The sequence below is a fragment of the Streptomyces sp. NPDC092045 genome (genome assembly GCF_044756005.1).
Taxonomy (GTDB): Bacteria; Actinomycetota; Actinomycetes; order Streptomycetales; family Streptomycetaceae; genus Streptomyces.
In genome coordinates this window covers 1-17,801 of record NZ_JBIVSC010000026.1, presented here as the reverse complement: position 1 = coordinate 17,801, position 17,801 = coordinate 1, and the positions used below count along the sequence as shown (strand labels likewise).

The window sequence follows — 17,801 nt, the reverse complement described above, 5'->3', positions numbered from 1 at the left end:
CCGTCAGGTCCTCCGGCTCGCGCGCTCGTGCCGACGGGGCCGTCCGCGGGGTGCCGACCCGGCGCCTCCGCGTCTTCCCGCACGTCCCTGTCGTCCGTGAGACGGGGCGTGCCCGAGTACGACAGGTCTCCTTCCCCTTGTCTCCCGTTGCCACCGCCGTGTCCCCGGCCGCGCGCCCGCGCGGTCCGAAGCCCGACTGGATCTCCGACCCGAAGGTCTGGCGCACCGAGGTGCTGGCCGGCCTGGTCGTCGCGCTCGCGCTGATTCCCGAGGCGATCTCGTTCTCGATCATCGCCGGCGTCGACCCGGCGCTCGGTCTGTTCGCCTCCTTCACCATGGCCGTGACGATCTCGATCGTCGGCGGTCGACGGGCGATGATCTCCGCCGCGACCGGAGCGGTCGCGCTGGTGATCGCTCCGCTGAACCGGGAGCACGGCCTGGGCCACCTGATCGCCGCCGTCATCCTCGCCGGCGTCTTCCAGATCGTCCTGGGCGCGCTCGGGGTGGCGAAGCTGATGCGGTTCGTCCCGCGCTCGGTGATGGTCGGCTTCGTCAACTCGCTGGCGATCCTGATCTTCATGGCCCAGGTCCCCGAGATGCGGAACGTGCCCTGGGCCGTCTACCCGCTGATCGCAGCCGGACTGGCGCTGATGGTGTTCTTCCCGAAGGTCACCAAGGTGGTCCCCGCCCCGCTGGTCTCCATCGCCGTCCTGACCGTCGTCACGGTCGCCGCCGGGATCGCGGTGCCCACCGTGGGGGACAAGGGCGCCCTGCCGTCCTCCCTGCCCGTACCGGGCCTGCCGGACGTGCCCCTCACCCTGGACACCCTGACGACGATCGCGCCGTACGCGCTCGCGATGGCGCTGGTCGGTCTGATGGAGTCGCTCATGACGGCGAAGCTGGTCGACGAGATCACCGACACCCACTCCTCCAAGACGCGTGAGTCCGTCGGCCAGGGCATCGCCAACATCGTCACCGGTTTCTTCGGTGGCATGGGCGGCTGCGCCATGATCGGCCAGACGATGATCAACGTGAAGGTCTCCGGTGCCCGCACCCGCGTCTCGACCTTCCTCGCCGGTGTGTTCCTGATGGTGCTGTGTGTCGTCTTCGGCCCGGTCGTCTCCGACATCCCCATGGCCGCCCTCGTGGCCGTCATGGTCATGGTGTCCTTCGCGACGTTCGACTGGCACTCGATCGCCCCGAAGACCCTCAGGCGCATGCCCACCGGTGAGATCGCCGTCATGGCCGTCACCGTCGCGGCCGTCGTGACGACCCACAACCTCGCCGTCGGCGTCGTCGTCGGCTCGATCACCGCCATGGTCGTCTTCGCCCGGCGCGTCGCCGATCTCGCCGACGTCACCAGGAGCACCGGCCCGGACGGCACCGGAGTCCTCTACACCGTGACGGGAGAGCTCTTCTTCGCCTCTTCCAACGACCTCGTCGGCCGGTTCGACTACGCCGGTGACCCGGAGAGGGTCGTCATCGACCTGTCCGCCGCCCACCTCTGGGACGCCTCCTCCGTCGCCGTCCTCGACGCGATCGAGACCAAGTACGCCCGGCGCGGCAAGACCGTCGAGATCACCGGCCTCAACACCCCCAGCGCCGACCTCCACGGCAGGCTCAGCGGCGAGCTCGCCGCCGGGCACTGAGGACCGGTCCGGTCGACACGGGTCGCGTACCGCGAAGCCTCCGCTCCCGACCCGCTCCGGCGCCCCTGTGCGCCGAGCGGGGCTCCGTGCGAGTGGGACGACGCGTCTTCCTCAACAGGGGCGGACGAACGCGGTCGAGTCGGTGAACGCGCGCATCCGCCGGGCCGTCAAGGCCGCGGCCACTTCGCCGACGACCAGACCGCCCCGAAGCGCGTCCACGTGGCGATCATGTCCCCCGACCCCACCAGCAAGGGACGGGCCCGCTGGACCACGCGCCGGAAGACCGCATTGAACGCCTTCGACGACCGCCTCCCGGCAGCCCGTCAGTGGCTCCCACCACCCGAATCGCACCGTTCGTTCGACAGACCCACAGGGGTGCCACCCTGCGGCGTCCCCGGGCGCGGGGACCCTCCTGTGCGTCGTCCTCGGGGTTATGGCGTTCCGCCCTCGTTTCGGCCTCGTCGACCAGACCGCCGCCATCGCCTCTCGGTGGCGACATCGCCGCGGCCGCTGTTTTCCACGCGCCGCCGCCAATGAGCCCGCCTCGGGGCGGGGCGGGGCGGCACGGCCACCGCGCCGCCCCACACCTGCCGACCGAGGCACGGGATTCCCTCCGGCCTGCGGCACGGAGGCCGGAGGCACCCGCGCCGGCGCCCCGCGGCCGCGCCGAAAGCAACGCCTTACGTCTTTGATCTCGGACCGGTGGACAGAGCTCACACAGGAGACGTCGTAGAGGAAGGGGGGCCGTCCGGCTCGGCGCATGACAGCCCCCTTGAAAATGTTCCGAGCCGGCCCTCCGCCTCAGCGGGAGATCCACCCCTGCACCCGGTTCAACGCCCCCTCCTTCTCCGCCCGCTTCTCCATCTGCCTCCTGTCGAACTCCATCGCTTCCTCGATGTCCTCCTCGGGCACTTCCAGCGCCGACGCGTACTCGGCGATCGTAGGTATCCGGTTCGTGCCTGGAAGGAACTCCTGCGCTACCCGCTCCATCCGGTCCAAGAGCGCCCGGTAGCGTTCCTTCCTCTTCACGGCGACAGCGTCCCTCCAGAGGTAGAACGCCAACGCCAGGACGAGTACCGCGTTGAACACCCACATCTGGTACGGCAACCCGAGAAGGCTCTCGACGCCGTCTTCGAACTCGTCCGTCAGCTCGCGGCGGCCGGCGGGAGGGATGTTCTTCCACGTGACGGTGCCGGAGGCGCACAGGAACACGAGCAGGGCGAGGCCCGCGGCGCCGACGCCGGTCTGCATCAGGACGGCGAGCCTGCTGGTTCCCCTGCGGACGTGCTGGGCCACGGTGCCCGCGTGCAGTCCCGTGATCGTGGCGATCTCCGTGTGGGTGTAGCCCAGGCCCTTCGCCAGGGTGACCATGCGCTTTTGCTGCTCGGGCAGCTTGCCGAGCGCGGCCTCCAGGTCGACCCTGTCCGCGACGCCTTCGGGGGTGACCTCCTCCAGGTCGGAGACGTGCAGGTAGCGGGCCTGGCCCAGGGAGGGGTCCGAGGTGTCGACGGGGGTTGCGGTGCCGATCCGCCGCCGCTCGTCGCCGACCCTGTGGGTGATGACCGAGTACATGTAGCCGGCGAGGTTGTGAATGGGCTCGCGCGCCTGGTTGGCCATGGTCACGACGACCGCCTCGTGCAGGAGGTCGTCGGGATCGAGCCGTGACTCGGGGATGCCCGCCCTGGCCAGGCAGAAGCGAGCATGGCGCAGGAGGTCCTGTCGTTTCTCCCGGTAGACGTCCGCCACGTCGCTGTCCGGTGTCCGCCCCTGCTCAGTCCCCATGCAGCACCCGGTTTCCTCGCTTCGATGCCTTGCTCTTGCTCTGAGGTTGACCGACGGGGCTGCCGGCGCGCTCGGTTTCGCCCGCCTTGGCGCGGATGACTTCCGCCTTCGCCCTGGCCCGGTTCCCGTCCGCCCACCCCTTGGCCACTATCACCACCGCCTGCGCCTCGGCCCGGTTGCGCTCCGCCATGCTGCGGACGACCTTCTTGACGACCGGCACGACGACCAGCACCACCACCAGCACCACGATCTCCATCGCCCTTGCTCTCCTCTCGGTCCCGCCGCTGTCGGGACGGGGCCGCGGCCCCTCTCGCCCCTACTCAGGAAGGGGAGCGAACCGGAGAAACGCATGACTGCTCCGTGCGCCTGTCATAAAGCCCCACACCGCAGCTGCCCCCGCATCCGGTTGGATGGATGCGGGCGGCCGTGCGAAGCGGCTTGATCCGATGAGGCAGCGCTGGCCGGACCTCTTGCGAGCGAAGATCGTCCCGGAACTCTCCTGCGCCCTCATGAATGACGTTCACCCAGGTCAGGGGCACATTCGCGCGACGAATGCACAAGATCGGCATCCCTTCGCAAAGACCACTGAACGCGACCCAGGCCATCCGGCCGTCGCGGATGCTTAACTCTCGGCAGAAGTCGTGAAAGGGCGGCGTGCATGGCCACATGGCGGGAGCAGTTAGACCAGGCGCAGGACTGGAAGGGGTACCGGCAGGCACTGCGCACCCTGCGGGAGACCGCGGGGATCCCCTTCGGCAAGCTCCCGGAGCGGAGCCGGGAGATAGCCAGGCGGCATCCCCATCTTCGCTCCTACGACAGCACCAACACCTTCAGTCAGCTGCTCGACAAGCGGCTGCCCGACATGCGGCCGGAGTGGCACAAGGTCGAGCTCGTCGTCCGTATCTGCGCCGAACACCACGGCGTCGAGAACACCACCGCTCTCGTGCAGAAGTGGGCGGACGCCTACCGCCGATGCGGGGGAGACCCCGGCGAGCGATTCCCGCTCCGGCCACACGACGACTCCACCACGACCGCACTGCCGACCGTCCGAGATGCCGGCGTTTCCCAGAAGCGGCAGAGCCCGCTCCGCCGACGCGCGGCCCTGACGGGCTGCGTCGTCTGCCTTTCCGTTCTTGCCGCTGGAGGCGTCTGGCTCATCGATCACCACCCCGACCACCCCACGTCCCCCACACCCACCACGACCGCTGCCCGCCCGACCGTCGCTCCCATGCCCAGCAGCCCGGCAAAGGAAAACGCCGCTGCGAAGCGGCTCCGTGAAGCCCGAGACAAAAAAACAACCTGGAAGATCGGAGTGAAAAGAAACCAGCCCGGCCTGAGTGAAGAAGTCGCTGATAATGTTTGGGTCGGGATCGAAATTGATTACGCGAGAAGAATTACCAAGGCCCTGGGGATAGAAGAAGAACCGGAATTCGTGGAACAGGGCACAAGCGGGCGGGACAAGATGCTGGAGAACGATGAAGCCGACATGTTCATCGGGACCTACGGGATCTCTGAAGCCCGCAAGAAAGGAACTGGAGGTCACACGCCGGTCCTGTTCGCCGGACCGTACTTCAAAACGCGTGAGCGGATCATGATGCAGGCTTCCAAGGGACCCCACAACGCCCAGATAAGAGGAAAGAGCGTCCAGGTGAACGCTCTCGTGGACCTCCCTGCAGACACACGCGTCTGTGTAGTAAAGGATTCGACCGCAGATATATTCATCACCAAGGAGAAAAAATTCACACATGTCGACAGGAAGAGCGACTACAGCCTCTGCACCGACGAACTCGACACCATCTATGATGCGGTCCTCACGGACTCTGTGATCTTGCAGAATTATGTGGAGAGGCATCCCGGGGAATTTGTCATCGCCTCTGATCCGTTCGGATTCCCAGAATTCTACGGAATCGGACTCAGGCGGGATTCCTTCAGTCTCAAGGCTGAAGTCTGCAAGGCGATGAAGGATGTGGGGAAAGAGGTCCTCAAGCCCTACAAAAAGCTGGCTGGCGATGAAGTGATCTTGAATGAGCAGATGACGGAGTGCTCTCCGCCGCTGCGCCCGTGACGGCGGACCTCCTCGGCAGCGGACTTCTGCGACCGACTTCACTTGCGGCACCAGACGGGGGATGAACGGCCCGCACCATCCAGTGCGGGCCGTTCGGCGTGACGGTGGTCCGAGGCGGCCGGCCGGTTACAGCAGGCCGAGCTTCTCCTCGATGCTCTTGACGATGCCCAGGGCCGCGCCGAAGCTGACGCCGGCGCAGCCCACGCCCACGAGCGGGGTGCCGCCGAGGTGACGGGTGATCATGTAGGCGATGAGGGCGGTGGTGATGCCCGAAAGGACGGCGATGACGATCGCCATGACCTTCTCGGTCTGCGTCGCTTCCCGGGCGGGCGGGTCGATGCTCATCGGCGGCTGTTCCTCTCTGGCCCCCGGTCTCACCTTTCAACGGCTCGGTAGGGGCCTGCGCGAAGTGGCTTGGTCCGATGAGACAGGGCCGGCCGTGACACTCTCCACCCAAGATCGTTCCCATATTTTTCTGATTGCCGGTGAAGGACGTTCACCCAGCTCACAGGCGTGCCCGCACCCGCTCGTGGACAAGACCGGCATCCTGGCGTACGGCCGTTGAACACGGTCGGCCCCGGGCTCGCGACGACAGGGCGTCTGGACGAGGTTGTCGTAAAGGCCGCGCAGGGCCCGGTCGAGATCGAGCGAGCGCGCACGGCCCGCATCGTGCTGGAGGACGGTGACATCACTATTGGCCGCCTCGAGGGGACGGGGAGCTGACCACGGCCCGCGGTGACATACGCGTCACCGAGGCCACCGCCGGCGCGGTCGTCCTGTCCACGCAGTCCGGCTCGATCACCATCGGCGCCGCCCCCCGAGACGGCTGCCACCCTGGACGCCCACACCTCCTACGGCCGCGTCTCCAACGCTCTGCGCAACACCGAGGGCAAGGGTGCGGGTCTGCGGATCCAGGCGACTATCTCCCACGGCGACATCTCCGCCCACAGCAACTGGCCCCGCCTGACCGGCCCGTATCACCGCCGACGGCGGGCAGGCGTGGTGACCGCGGGACGAACGCTGCTTAGCGGGCGTTCTTTCCGCTTCCCGGGTACCGGCCCGGTGCCCGGGAAGGCCGGGGATGTGGATCACGGTGCTGGGGCATGCGGGTGGGAAGTGCTTGGGGTGCTTTGGATATACAGGGCTCACCTGGCTTTCCCTTCCGGTGGGTTCTTGGGTGGACGAGCGGCCCGCACCACGTGGTGTGGGCCGCTCGGCGTGTGCCGGCAGGTCGTATGCGTGCGCCGTGGTGGGGCGGGGCCGTTCAGGCGGTGTCGGGGTGCGGGGCTTGTTCGGTGTTGATGCCGCTGCTGTCCTCGGCGGTGTCGGTGAGCAGGGGCGCGGCTGCGGGTGCCGACAGGGGGGTGGTCGTGGTCACGGGCGCGGGCGTAGGTGTGGCCGGGGTGGTGTCGTGGGGGTGTGCGGGGACGCGGTGGGTGTTGAAGGCGGCGTAGAGCTGGGCGAGGCCGGCGGTGACGACGATCAGGGAGGCGGCGGGGATGCCGGCGGTGAGCAGGACGACGCCGAAGACGAGGACCGCGACGAAGGCGATGAGGTTGGTCCGTTCGCGGTGGTGGGGGTGTATGCGGGGCATGTCTTCCTCCTGACAGACCACACCTGAGGGACCGGATGGTCCTGGGTGGTGTCTTCAGTGAAAGCGGCCGGGGGGTGCTGCCGGGCGGGTCGCACCGTTGCCGTCGTATTCGGCAGCGCCGTTGCCACCCGGCAACACCCCAGGCCAGGGAGCACTAGGAGGGGGACGGTTGTGAGCAGTGGCCAGGGCGGAGCGGGGGATCTGGATCCGCTCGATGAGAACCTGCCCGAGCCGGTCAGGGTGTTCGCCGGCGAGCTGCGGGTCCTCTTCCGCGGCCTGGACACCAGCGTGCGCCGCTACGCGCAGACGCATCACATGAACAGTGCCACCCTCTCGCGCTACCTCTCCGGCCGGCGTATCCCGCAATGGGCGTTCGTCGTCCAGCTCATGCAGGACAACGCCGCCACCTCCGGCTCCTTCGCCGCCGAGGTCCCCGGCCATCTCAAGGCCCTGTACGACGCGGCGCTCAGGGCCGCCAAGCCCAAGGACACCGCCCACCTTCTGCGTGACGAACTCGATCGCGCCTTGGCCGACCTTGAGCGGGCGCGCACCCATGAGCAGGTCCTGACCGAGGCTCTGCACTTACGCGAGACACGCATCAGGGAATTGCAGGGCCGGCTGGCCCTGGAGCAGGCCCAGCGCAGCCAGGACCGCATCACCCACGCGGCCGAGCTGGAGATCCGGGACACCGAGATCACCAACCTGCGCCGCCAGGTGGCCGATCTGAAGGCCGACCTGGAGCGGGTGCACTCCCACACCGCCGACCTCGAACAGCGTGCCACCACGGTCGAGGAGAACCTCGCCCTGGTCGAAGCCGATGCCGATGCCGATGCCGATGCCGATGCCGATGCCGATGCCACAGGCGGCGCCGGTGAGGAGGCCAGCGGCGGGCAGAGCGTGGCGATCACCGGTACTTCGCCCAGCAAGCGCACGGTCGAGCAGACCCAGACTCTGCAGGAAGACCTGATGGCGATCCGCAGGCTCGTCCATATCGCAAACGGCACCCAGATGATGACCAAGCTCGTCGGCCCGGCCGGCCCGCACATCGAAGCACTCCTCCAGCGCGCCCCCCAAGATCCGGTTCCCGACGCCGATCTGGACCGTCTGACCGAGCTGTTCCAGATGGCTCTGGCCCGCCAGGAGCAGACGACCACCAAGCCCCACACCCTGTCCCGCATGATCGGCCGACGCCCCTACGACACCGCCCGCGCCGACCTGTATGCCAGCGCCTTCTCCCTCATGCTTGCCGCACTCCATAAAAGCCGGGGCCAGTACGAACTCCAACAGTCCTATCTCAGCCGGGCCAGAGAGCACTTCAACCGCGGCCACCCCCACTTCATGGGCAGGCCCACCCCCACGGGCAGCAGGCACAACTACCGGGCCGGCAACGTCAACTACCTCACCGACGCCGACAAAGCCGACCACGCCTTCAGCGTCCGACAAGTCAAAGACGTGTTCGACACCTGCCAGGAACGACTCAAACCGTCTGTGCCACCCGGCACTCCCACACTCGCCCTCGACTGACCGCACTGCCCATCCCACCAGCTCCGGCGGCCAGGTGGGCACTCTGCTCCATCGTGGCCCGCCCGGACACGTAGGCCAGTGCCCGAGCGCGGTCCCCAGGGTTTCGATGCGCGTCTTCTTTGACGCCGTCTTTCTGGTCTTATTCACCCTCATCATTAGGACGGGACCGCATAAGGGCGCATGACGTCGGTGAGCGGGCACATCGCCTCGGTCTCGGTCCGCGTCCTCCGGGTGCGCTTGCGGCTCGTGCCCGGAGGATGCGGGAAAGACCTTCACCGAGTGGGAGAGGCGGTTACAGCAGTCCCATCAGTTCGGCCGGCCACCGGCCCCAGGGTTCGATGAACGGGATCAGAGGCAGGAAGAGTCCGAGGAGGATCGCGAGCAGCAGACCGGCGAAGGGGAAGTTCATTACCAGCGGCCGGTGCCTCCATGTCGAGGTCACTATTGTCTCCAGCAGGGCCAGACTGCAGGCAAGGGCGACGCACAGGCCGTAGAGGGTCATCTGGTAGGCGGAGGGGCCGGGATCTGCCTGTACGCACGCGGTGAGGACCGCACACAGGGTTGCCACGACCAGGAAGACGAGCAGCCGTGTCCCGGCGCCGATGACACGCGGCTTCCTGGACGCCGGAACAGTGGCGGTGTTGTTCGTTGGCGACGGTGGTGCCGGTGCGTCCTTGATCGGCCGGTCCGCAGACGAACGGGAATGCAGCCCGCCCGCGGACGCCGCCGGGAAAGGCTGGCCTTTGGGAGATTTCGAAGACGGCCGAGCCGGTGTCTTGGCGGGGACGCTCGGCGCCTGAGCGTTTCGGGCGCGGTGCAGGACCTTGTCCCGGGCCCGCAGAAGGACGGCTTCGTCCTCTGGACTGACGAGCAGCGCCCTGATCAGCAGGGTGAAGTGGTGTTCGGTGGGCAGGGCGGTGCCGGACAGCCACTTCGCCACGGTCGTGACGTGCCGGTCCTGGGCGGAGGCGAACACGCTCAGGGCCAGGTCCTCCGTGGAGAGCGTCGCCCGGATCTGCAACCGTTCCAGCAGCCGTGCCAGGTCCTTGATGTCGGAGATCCGGTTCACCTCGTTGTCGAGCCGTTCGGGCCGGTGGCCGCGGGTGCTCTCGCGGATCTCCTGGTGGCGGGGCGCCTCTGCTTCCCTTCTGGTTTTTCTCTCCTGCTTGGCCTGCTTGTCCCTTTCGGCCTTCTCCCGGGCCGCCATCGCCTGCGCCGCCTGTTCACGTACCGCGCGTTCCTTCTCCCGCCCCGCTCTGAGAGAAGCCTCCTCGAAGGACTCGTCCGCCTCCCGCGTGATCTCCGGGTGCGCATCCTCGAACGCCTTGGACTGCCTGGTGGCGACACGCAGATACGCCGCGGAGAAGGCGGACCTCTCCTCAGGGGTGGCGCCCAGCGCCTCGACCAGTTCCTTCAGCGACCACAGCTGCCGGGGAAACCTGCTGCCATCGAGCCATCCGGCGACCGAGCTTTCCGTGTACCGCTCCTCGTGTCTGGAGAGGGCGGTGTTGGCCTTCGCAGCCATCCGGTCCAGGGGCCACCACTTGGTGCCGGAGCGGGCTCGCAGCGCTTCGAGCGCCTGCCCGAGATCGGCCGGGGACGACGCGGCGGACAAAGCCGCGACAAACGTGTTCCGTTCCGTGGAGGATGCGTTGTCTGTGCTGGTCACAGGGTTGTCCGCGTTGTCCGCGCTGTCGTCGCGGACAATCTCGTCATCCCCGGGCCGGGCGTTCTGGCGCCCGATGACCTGGCCCACGATCACACTCGGCGCCGCCCCGTCCTCGACGTCGGAGCCGGGGAGGCCGAGGCTTGAACGCAGCTCGTCGAGCCCCTCATCCTGTTGCTCAAGCTCGTCCCGCATCGTCTGCAGCGCTTCCCCGATGTACTCCGCAGGCAGCATCTCCAGCCCGGCATCTGCCTGCTGCGGCAGCAGATGCTCCGGGCCGGTCACCGCGCCGATGGTCGTGCCGACTTCGACCTGTGCACGCACCACACTCGCTTCCGCTGCCAGAGACAGCTCGAAAGCCTGCTCGTTGGCCTTGCGAGCGTGCCGAAGATGGGCTTCCGCCTGCGCGTGATTGGTCTCCGTCTGCTCAAGAGCCGCCTGCAGCTTCCGCGCATCCTGCGCCTCCAGACGGGCGCGCTTGAGCTCCTCGGTCAGATGTACGTGCTGGGCCTGTAACTGCGACACCATCTTCTTCAGCCGAGCGCAGTACTGCTCGGAATCGGCGAGCTTGCGCTCCGCTTCGAACTGCCGAAGCCGGGCATCGTCGAGACGTAACACGACATCGGCGAACTCGGCCGGCAGCGCCACTGTCCTGTGCAGACCTGCCGACGCCTTGGCCTTCTGCTGCCCGATCTTCCGGCGCCCCGCCTCCTGCGCAGCCTTGAGCAGACGGCGCCCCTTGTCACGCTGACGCGCACACGTATCAGGCACCGGGACGAGGCTGATGACGACCTCGTCCAGCAGTTTCTCGGGAATGAGCTTGCTGCCGTTGCGGTACTCGCCCCACAACGTGGCCGAACAGTGGAAGTCCGCAGCAAGCCTGCGCACCGTGATGCCGGCGGTGATCTGGCGGAGCCACGCGGCAAGGGCATTGGCTTCCTCGGTGCGGCCCCTGAGCTCGCTCAACGGCCGCCCTGGTTGAGGCATCTCATCCCCCTGTGCTGCTTTGTCCACCGGGACAACCGCCCGGTTGTACTCGATTCAACGCCGCCACCAGGGCATTCACCGAGGACCCCAGGCGGACATTCTTCCTCCCCTGCAGCGTGGTCTCCACCCAATCACCGAACTCGGGAGACCCACATGCCTGCCCCGCACCTGCCCCGCCGCACTTGGGCGGCCGCGTTCACCGCCGTCCTCGTCCTCGCCCTGAACCAGGGCTGGCCCGCCCAGGACATCATCAAGCTCGCCAGCGCCCTGCTCGTCCTCATCGCCCTCGTCATCGGCGCCGGCTCCGACAGCGAGTAACACCGTGGCCGTGCAGCGCAACGGGTCCGGCCCGCACCCTGGCGGAAGGCGCGGGCCTACCCGCAAAGCCCAGACCCGAGGTGGGCAAGCCCCGGCCAGCCCTGGGCAAGCTTTCTGGAAGGGGGCTTGCCCAGCACCACCCCAGGCTTGCCCACCCGCATGAAGGGCCAGGTCCGAGCCCTCTGCTTATTGAATGGACGTCTGCGGACGGGAAAAGCGGGCAGAGTGCGCGGCTTGCCCTGCCCTCGGTTATCGTCCGGATCGGCAGCAGCCGTCCGCCCGCGGCTGCAAGGCTGGGCGGAGGGACCTCGACCCTTCCCTTCCTGCCGGCCGTCGTGTCTACGGCAGCGCGCATGCCGATCCTGACCCCGGCCCAGCACCCGGCCACCGCTACGTCGAGCTGGTGGGCGAGCCGTCGGACGGGCAGTTGCTCGGCATCACCGGCTGGAGTGAGGATCAGATCGACGGAGGCGTCGCCCTGATCACCGAGGCCGGCTCCTACGGGCCGGGCGGGCGTGCGCTCTACGATCCGCGTCCGGGTGTTCTGGGCCACTGGGGCTGGGACGGCGCCCTTCCCTAACCAGCCGGCCCCTCCCCGGAAAGTCGGGGGGATGGGCGCGGGGTTCGGGGGCAGGAGCGTGTTGAGTCCATGGGACCCCCTGTGAAGGAAGGGCCCGCCGGTACCCCCCCCTTCCGGCTGGCTCTTGGGTTGGCGAACGGCTCGCACCGCGTGGTGACTGGTGCGAGCCGTTCGTCATGTTCCGGCTTCTTCGGAATCCATTGAATAGGCCTTCGGAGTTGGTGAGTCTGCCGGGGTTGCGCGGCTAGCTTCCCGCCGGGTCAGGGTGCAGACCGCCGCATCGACCGACCGGCATCCCATACCTCGAAGGGGACCTCTCATGTCCACGACCACCACCCTGGTCCTACTGCTCCTGTTCATCACCGGCTTCGCCGTGCTGTCGGCGCCTGCCTACCTGGTCTGGCGCCACCCTCGCCTCGCCACTCCGCTGAGCCTCTCCGTCGCCTTCGGCGCCCTGTTCGTGGCCGCAGTGGGCGCTGCCTTGAAGCTCTGACAGCCGGCCCGCCGCCCTCAGCCCGGCTCCTGGGACGTCGTGTCGCCAACGGGCTTGCCCACGGGGCGGGCAAGCTCCTCGTCTCCCGACTCGGATCCAGCCCGGGAGGGTTGCACCGGAGGGTGTCTGGAGGGTTGCACGCAGAGGCGCACTAGACGTTGCACCGGAGGTGTGACCGTGATTGGGACCCCCACCTTTTCGATCTTGAGGGTTATGCCTGGTCAGACCCTGTGGGCAAGCCTGTTCCCCGCGAGGACACCTCTTTCTCCGCGACAACCGGAGGAAGAGGCCGGATGCTCAAGGGCTGGGCGGGCGGTATCCCGCCCTGCGTGGTGAGCAGCGCCGGCCCCGCTTACCACCGAGGGGCGTGGTGAGTGCCATCTGTGAGGCTCACAGTCCGTTTTCCCAGGTGGACGCGCGACTGTGTGACGGTGAGGGACTTTCCACGGGGCTCGGCGCCGCGGCGGCTGTCCTCTGCCACGTGATCTTGACCGATTGCCAAGTGACCTTGACCGGCTCCGATATCAGGAAGATGCCCTGGTGTGCCCTTCGGTCGGGCCGGGCTCGGCAGGTTGTCCGCCAGGGGCGCGGAGCGTCATGATCTGCGGGTGGCTGAGGAGACAACGGTTGAGAGGACCTGGCGGCTGATGCTGGCGGGCGATCCGACGGTGCGACGGGGAGATCCGGCGGTGGTGGAGGCCGCCTACGCCGAACCGCGCCTGCGGGCCCTGTTCCCGTTCCCGAGCCACGGGTGCCTCACCTTCCACCGGAACTCGCAGTTCCCATGGAGCAACGACCTCCCGTTCATCGCGGGCAGCACGTCGTGCTCGGTATACGGGCCGTCCTATTCGTCGGTTCTGGGCGAAGGACTCACACCCCGGGCGGCGGCCGCGTTGGTGGTCGTCAACCTGCCCTCCGACTGCGGGCCGGCCTACGAGGGTCCCTGGCCCCCGTCGGACAGCCACACCGCCTGAACCCCGGGCCCTCGCCCAGGAAGCCGGAGCCGACCAAAGCCACTTGGCAATCGGTCAAGAACACCTGCCAGAGGACAGCGGCGGCCTGGGCGGATAGGGTCCCGTTCAGCCCGTGCCGATATGGCGTGCACGGGTGAGGCCCGGCGCCCGGACGCTGTTCTGGGACGCAGTACCGCCGGGCCGCCCTACCCTTCACCCCTCCGCTGTGCACGGCCAGGAGCACGCCCACGCCCCGCGTCCCGGCGCCCCTCGCCGCGCCGCGTCCGGCCCCGTCCAAGTCGACGGATCTTTGGGTTGAACTTCCTGAAGCTCTCCCAGAGAGTCCTGTAAAGAAGTAGTCGGCGGCGCCGGCCCCCTCCTAGCACCCTTGACATGCAGGTCACAGCCTCGCGCGGGCGCCCGGCGCAGGGACCTGGGGGCAACTTGTAGGGCAAGCCGTAAGGCGACCTACAGGGCAATCTGTCCCTACCCTCGCCCTCGCCGTGTGACGTGGGCCAATTCCGCGTAACAAACGATTGCTACCCCCAAATAACTAAAGAGGCAAGGCCGTCTGGCTGGGCTCTTAGCAGTACCTCAGGCCGCATTCAATACGCCGACCGTCCGGGAAAGCCGCAGGTCATCTATTGAATGCGGCCTTCGTCGTACCCATCGTGGACTGAGGTTGCGGGGCTAGGCGTGCCGCGTCGCAAGGTGCTCTCACCAACCCGACGGACCGTACTCGCGGCGCCCGTCAAGCGTCCGCGAATCCCCTCCGCTCCAGGGCCCGCAGGGGCGTCGGGCGGATTTTCGCGAGAACTCGATCCATCGCCCGCCACGCCGGACTGTTGCCACGGCGCTCACCCGGAGCGCTTCCAAGCACCCGAAGGGGAACCACCGTGTCCACGCTCGCCCTGCTCGTCGTCCTGCTCCTGGCCTTTGTCCTCCCGCTCTACATCGGCGCCCTCGGCTACGTGGTCCTGCGCCACCCGCGCTTCGCCCAGCCGCTGACCGTCTGCGGAACCTGGGCCCCCACCCTCGTCGCCCTGGTCGTGGCGCTCCGGTGACCCGCCGAACCGGAGCCGCCGCCAGTAACACAAGCGCTAACACGACCTGTTATTCACACGGGCTGACCTGGGACGATCCCCAAAACCCTCACCTGGCGCCACGTGTTACTCCGCCTTATGTGACCGCCTGTCGGCGTACACGCGAACGTGCACAGCCGAGTACGGATGAACGTGCCCAGCCTCGGGGCGTGGCCAGGCGTCTCCTTGACCTGAAGCATGATTGAGGTTCTAGCGTGTCGCCCACTCGATTATCTAGCGACGGGAGACACGCTCGTGATCCTCGTGACCGGAGCCACCGGGAATATAGGCAGTGCCCTGCTGAAGGAGCTGCACGTACGCGGTGTCGGGCCGCTGAGAGGGTTCACTCGTGATGCCGCACGGGCCGTCTTACCTCAGGGGGTTGAGGCTGTGGAGGGCGACTTCGCAGATCCGGCGTCGCTGAAGCCCGCGCTGAAGGGGGTGCGCTCGCTGTTTCTTGTGTCGCGTCTGGGCTCGGACGCCGACATCCTCGAAGCGGCTCGGCAGGCGGGAGTGGAGCACGTCGTGCTGGTGTCGTCCATCACCGTCCAGACCCACCCGCACCTCGGCCCCGCCGACGAGAACCTGGCGGTGGAGCGTCTGCTCAAGGAAACCGACATGGCCTGGACGATCCTGCGGCCGACGCAGTTCGCGTCGAACGCCCTGATGTGGGCTGCGTCCATCCGCAGCCGCGAGACCGTCCGCGCGCCGTACGCCGAGACCGCGCTGCCGACCATCCACCCCGCGGACATCGCATCGGTGGCACGGGTGGCTCTGACCGAGCCCGGCCACCGCAGACGCACCCATGCTTTGACCGGGCCAGAGCCGATAACCGTCCGACAGCAGGTCGAGGCCATCGCGGCAGTACTGGGCCGGGAGGTGCCCTTCGTCGAGATCAGCCGTCGGCAGGCCCACGCGCAGATGGTCGCGGTCTTCGGGACCGAGGCCGCGGACGCGGTGCTCGACGTCACTGGTGGAGACGTGAACCCCGAGCTACTGATGGTGCGCGACACGGTTTCTCAGGTCACCGGAACGCCGGCTCGCTCGTTCCGGCAGTGGGCTTCGGAGAACGCCGACGCCTTCCGTTGAATCACCAGGGCCTGAGCACCTTCGTCCGTACCCCGGTGCGCATTTTCACGAGTACGCCGACACCGCCCCGCCTGGCGGCGGCTGGCCCGCTCGGATCGAAGGCGAGCACCCCCTTGACCACCTTGCACTTGATGGGCGTCGTGTGTTTTTCAGTGTGTGGCGTCAGTTGTCTGCACTGGGTGTGTGAGCTGTCTTTGCTGGTGGTTGGGGTGGGTGGGCTTGTGGGGGTGTCATTTTCTTGGTGAAGGTCGCTGTCGTTTTCCAGTGCAGGTTGGCTGTCGTTCGTGTAGTGCGTGGGGTTAATCCTGTTGCAGGTTTTTGGCCGTGTCGTTGATGCGTTGTACCTGGGCGGTGGTTAGGGATCGGATGTCCCAGATCAGCTCGGCCACGTCGGCTGCCGCTGGGTTGTGTGAGGGGGTCTGGTCGGGTGGGTCGATGCTGGTCAGAGCTGCCAGGTCGTGGGCAGGGACGCCGAGCAGGGTTGCGAAGTCGGCCAGGAGGCCGGGGGTTACTTCTTTGCGGCCGTGGCCGATTGCTCCGATGGTGGCTGCGGCCAGGAGCCGGCCGGTGAGGTGGTAGAGGGTCTTGGCGGAGGCCGTCCAGTTCAGGTTCCGGTTGCCGAGTATGCCGACGAGCAGCGAGCCGGGACCGGGCGGGTACCACTGATGTGCGGGCACGGGCGGGGCCGGCTGTGCCCGGTGGTGCCGGGGCAGTGACTGGGCGAGCTGGCGGAGTTGCTGCCGGCGGTCCGATGGGAGGGCCAAGGCGTGCCTGGCGAGCGGGGGGATCTGACTACCGGCTTTCGCGTCGAAGGCAGCCAGGTCACCTGGGACCGGGGCGCCTGCGATGACGAAGAGGTCCGCAGCGCGTAGATTCAGCACAGGTGCGAGTTCCCGGAGCACTGGCAGACGGGGTGGAGCGCCCTCGAGCACTGCCCGCAGCTCGGATCCGGGCACCCCAGCTCGCGTGGACAGATCACCGATGTCGAGTGCCCGGAGATCCAACAGCCGTGCCAGCAGTGCACCGAAGCCTGAATTTTCTGTCACGCTGTCAGCGTAGTGCGGTCATCACCAAGCACGTTTCAGAAAATCCTGCGGACCTATCCTGCTTCCGCCACTCCTACATGCTACATCACTTCTAATACACTCCCCGCTGACTCTCACGGGAACCCTCTTGGCCGACATCTGAAACCCGTGTCATGATCCGCACATGACTATCTTCCGAAAGGTTCATGCCGCGTAGGCGGCCTGGCGTGCTTCGCGCGCTGAACACGACACCCCGTCACGCGTACCGTGCCGTCCATCTCTGGAGGCACGCTCCTCCCGCCATGCCCCAGCCGGCCCGTATCCGTGGCCTGTCCAGCCGTATGGTGGCTGCGTTCCACCGCGCGGAGTTCTATGGCATTGACAAGGGGCTGCTGCCTGGTGACACCTGGACCGCGTTGCACTGCTACCGGTCTTTCCTGGCCCGTCCGGGCCGCTACCTGTATCTGACCGCGACCGTATGCGGCTGTTACGAGTGCGGCCTGAAAGAAGACGTGGCCATGGCCCGTGATCTCCTCGAATTGGTCCTGACGCGTCTCTCTCCCCGCCCCCACCGGGAACTGGCAGCCGTTCTGGCAGTCCTGGACGACCAGCTGGAGCATAGAACCCTGCCGGACCCCCTCGCCCACCGCCGGCCCTGGAGCCCAGGAGAACACTGGTGGCACCACAGGCTCTGCGACGAATCCCACCACCTCTAACCCCGTACCCCTCGTAGCCAGCCAGGCCCGCGAAGCGGGCCTCCGCGGTGAGGGAGCGCAGCGAACCCACCACCTCAAAGGGAGCTGAAGCGCAGCGCAAGCCCCCGAAGGCTTCGAGAGCGCAGCGAACGAAGCCTCACTTGCCGCGCGCAGCGCGGCAAGTGAGTGGCTCGCGCAGCGAGCCACCAGCGCTCCCGCGAAGCGGGAGCGCAACCACCGTGCGCAGCACGGTGGTTCGCTTTCCCATCGCGCAGCGATGGGGGTACCCGCTCCGCGGG

General features: G+C 67.6%; 17 protein-coding genes and 1 pseudogene. 12 read left to right on the top strand and 6 right to left on the bottom strand.

Annotation, left to right across the window (positions count from 1 at the left end; translation table 11 throughout):
* Positions 1 to 158: 158 nt before the first annotated feature.
* Together ACIQKA_RS32170 and ACIQKA_RS32165 are read left to right on the top strand one after the other, a co-directional pair.
* Positions 159 to 1,649 (top strand): SulP family inorganic anion transporter, encoded by a 1,491-nt coding sequence (locus ACIQKA_RS32170; protein ID WP_383434888.1) that lies wholly within the window; start codon positions 159 to 161, stop codon positions 1,647 to 1,649.
* A gap of 124 nt (positions 1,650 to 1,773) precedes the next feature.
* Positions 1,774 to 1,976, top strand: a pseudogene (locus ACIQKA_RS32165) (transposase); the annotation flags it as partial.
* A 474-nt stretch (positions 1,977 to 2,450) separates the two neighbouring features.
* Here ACIQKA_RS32165 and ACIQKA_RS32160 read toward each other — a convergent pair.
* Both ACIQKA_RS32160 and ACIQKA_RS32155 read right to left on the bottom strand, forming a co-directional pair.
* A complete protein-coding gene (locus tag ACIQKA_RS32160) occupies positions 2,451 to 3,431 on the bottom strand; it encodes an RNA polymerase sigma factor (RefSeq protein ID WP_402543106.1) in 981 nt (326 codons plus the stop codon).
* On the bottom strand, positions 3,421 to 3,687 hold the full coding sequence (locus ACIQKA_RS32155; RefSeq protein ID WP_402543105.1) for a hypothetical protein: 267 nt from the start codon (positions 3,685 to 3,687) through the stop codon (positions 3,421 to 3,423). Before ACIQKA_RS32155 ends, ACIQKA_RS32160 begins: the two co-directional genes overlap by 11 nt.
* A 402-nt stretch (positions 3,688 to 4,089) precedes the next feature.
* Here ACIQKA_RS32155 and ACIQKA_RS32150 point away from each other — a divergent pair, with 402 nt between their 5' ends.
* Positions 4,090 to 5,496 carry a transporter substrate-binding domain-containing protein gene (locus ACIQKA_RS32150; protein ID WP_402543104.1) on the top strand — a complete coding sequence of 469 codons (1,407 nt, stop codon included), beginning with the start codon at positions 4,090 to 4,092 and terminating at the stop codon, positions 5,494 to 5,496.
* A gap of 126 nt (positions 5,497 to 5,622) precedes the next feature.
* On the opposite strand, the gene ACIQKA_RS32145 is transcribed toward ACIQKA_RS32150, so the two are convergent.
* Entirely contained in the window at positions 5,623 to 5,841 is a 219-nt protein-coding gene (locus ACIQKA_RS32145; RefSeq protein WP_375967674.1) for a hypothetical protein, read from the bottom strand.
* A gap of 216 nt (positions 5,842 to 6,057) precedes the next feature.
* On the opposite strand from ACIQKA_RS32145, the gene ACIQKA_RS32140 reads away from it, so the two are divergent.
* Positions 6,058 to 6,219, top strand: coding sequence for a hypothetical protein (locus ACIQKA_RS32140; RefSeq protein WP_402543103.1), 162 nt, complete (start codon positions 6,058 to 6,060; stop codon positions 6,217 to 6,219).
* Between the two features lie 541 nt (positions 6,220 to 6,760).
* Here ACIQKA_RS32140 and ACIQKA_RS32135 read toward each other — a convergent pair.
* Complete coding sequence (locus ACIQKA_RS32135) at positions 6,761 to 7,090, bottom strand: hypothetical protein (protein ID WP_375967676.1); 330 nt, start codon at positions 7,088 to 7,090, stop codon at positions 6,761 to 6,763.
* 171 nt (positions 7,091 to 7,261) lie between these two features.
* Here ACIQKA_RS32135 and ACIQKA_RS32130 point away from each other — a divergent pair, with 171 nt between their 5' ends.
* Positions 7,262 to 8,614 carry a hypothetical protein gene (locus tag ACIQKA_RS32130; RefSeq protein ID WP_402543102.1) on the top strand — a complete coding sequence of 451 codons (1,353 nt, stop codon included), beginning with the start codon at positions 7,262 to 7,264 and terminating at the stop codon, positions 8,612 to 8,614.
* A 292-nt stretch (positions 8,615 to 8,906) separates the two neighbouring features.
* Here ACIQKA_RS32130 and ACIQKA_RS32125 read toward each other — a convergent pair whose 3' ends face one another.
* A complete protein-coding gene (locus ACIQKA_RS32125; RefSeq protein ID WP_402543101.1) occupies positions 8,907 to 11,246 on the bottom strand; it encodes a hypothetical protein in 2,340 nt (779 codons plus the stop codon).
* 174 nt (positions 11,247 to 11,420) lie between these two features.
* Here ACIQKA_RS32125 and ACIQKA_RS32120 point away from each other — a divergent pair, with 174 nt between their 5' ends.
* The 6 genes from ACIQKA_RS32120 to ACIQKA_RS32095 all read left to right on the top strand — a co-directional run bounded on the left by ACIQKA_RS32120 (position 11,421) and on the right by ACIQKA_RS32095 (position 15,782).
* Complete coding sequence (locus tag ACIQKA_RS32120; RefSeq protein WP_375967682.1) at positions 11,421 to 11,585, top strand: hypothetical protein; 165 nt, start codon at positions 11,421 to 11,423, stop codon at positions 11,583 to 11,585.
* A gap of 403 nt (positions 11,586 to 11,988) precedes the next feature.
* Entirely contained in the window at positions 11,989 to 12,165 is a 177-nt protein-coding gene (locus ACIQKA_RS32115; protein WP_402543100.1) for a hypothetical protein, read from the top strand.
* Between the two features lie 319 nt (positions 12,166 to 12,484).
* The gene (locus tag ACIQKA_RS32110) at positions 12,485 to 12,658 is read left to right on the top strand and encodes a hypothetical protein (RefSeq protein ID WP_383331147.1); all 174 of its coding nucleotides are present in this window, start codon (positions 12,485 to 12,487) and stop codon (positions 12,656 to 12,658) included.
* A 608-nt stretch (positions 12,659 to 13,266) separates the two neighbouring features.
* Entirely contained in the window at positions 13,267 to 13,632 is a 366-nt protein-coding gene (locus ACIQKA_RS32105) for a DUF6193 family natural product biosynthesis protein (RefSeq protein WP_402543099.1), read from the top strand.
* Between the two features lie 875 nt (positions 13,633 to 14,507).
* Positions 14,508 to 14,675 carry a hypothetical protein gene (locus ACIQKA_RS32100; protein WP_402543098.1) on the top strand — a complete coding sequence of 56 codons (168 nt, stop codon included), beginning with the start codon at positions 14,508 to 14,510 and terminating at the stop codon, positions 14,673 to 14,675.
* A 273-nt stretch (positions 14,676 to 14,948) separates the two neighbouring features.
* Positions 14,949 to 15,782, top strand: coding sequence for an NAD(P)H-binding protein (locus ACIQKA_RS32095; protein ID WP_402543097.1), 834 nt, complete (start codon positions 14,949 to 14,951; stop codon positions 15,780 to 15,782).
* A gap of 299 nt (positions 15,783 to 16,081) precedes the next feature.
* Here the strand turns inward: ACIQKA_RS32095 and ACIQKA_RS32090 are convergent, their stop codons facing one another.
* Positions 16,082 to 16,828 carry a hypothetical protein gene (locus ACIQKA_RS32090; protein ID WP_402543096.1) on the bottom strand — a complete coding sequence of 249 codons (747 nt, stop codon included), beginning with the start codon at positions 16,826 to 16,828 and terminating at the stop codon, positions 16,082 to 16,084.
* A 497-nt stretch (positions 16,829 to 17,325) separates the two neighbouring features.
* Here ACIQKA_RS32090 and ACIQKA_RS32085 point away from each other — a divergent pair, with 497 nt between their 5' ends.
* Positions 17,326 to 17,523 (top strand): hypothetical protein, encoded by a 198-nt coding sequence (locus tag ACIQKA_RS32085; protein ID WP_402543095.1) that lies wholly within the window; start codon positions 17,326 to 17,328, stop codon positions 17,521 to 17,523.
* Positions 17,524 to 17,801: the final 278 nt, after the last annotated feature.

What these genes read in the sequence shown, in the direction of transcription:
- ACIQKA_RS32155 (WP_402543105.1), bottom strand. Translation starts at nt 3,687, where the DNA reads ATGGAGATCGTGGTGCTGGTGGTGGTGCTGGTCGTCGTGCCGGTCGTC.
- ACIQKA_RS32135 (WP_375967676.1), bottom strand. Translation starts at nt 7,090, where the DNA reads ATGCCCCGCATACACCCCCACCACCGCGAACGGACCAACCTCATCGCC.
- ACIQKA_RS32145 (WP_375967674.1), bottom strand. Translation starts at nt 5,841, where the DNA reads ATGAGCATCGACCCGCCCGCCCGGGAAGCGACGCAGACCGAGAAGGTC.
- ACIQKA_RS32110 (WP_383331147.1), top strand. Translation starts at nt 12,485, where the DNA reads ATGTCCACGACCACCACCCTGGTCCTACTGCTCCTGTTCATCACCGGC.
- ACIQKA_RS32120 (WP_375967682.1), top strand. Translation starts at nt 11,421, where the DNA reads ATGCCTGCCCCGCACCTGCCCCGCCGCACTTGGGCGGCCGCGTTCACC.
- ACIQKA_RS32150 (WP_402543104.1), top strand. Translation starts at nt 4,090, where the DNA reads ATGGCCACATGGCGGGAGCAGTTAGACCAGGCGCAGGACTGGAAGGGG.
- ACIQKA_RS32160 (WP_402543106.1), bottom strand. Translation starts at nt 3,431, where the DNA reads ATGGGGACTGAGCAGGGGCGGACACCGGACAGCGACGTGGCGGACGTC.
- ACIQKA_RS32085 (WP_402543095.1), top strand. Translation starts at nt 17,326, where the DNA reads ATGGCCCGTGATCTCCTCGAATTGGTCCTGACGCGTCTCTCTCCCCGC.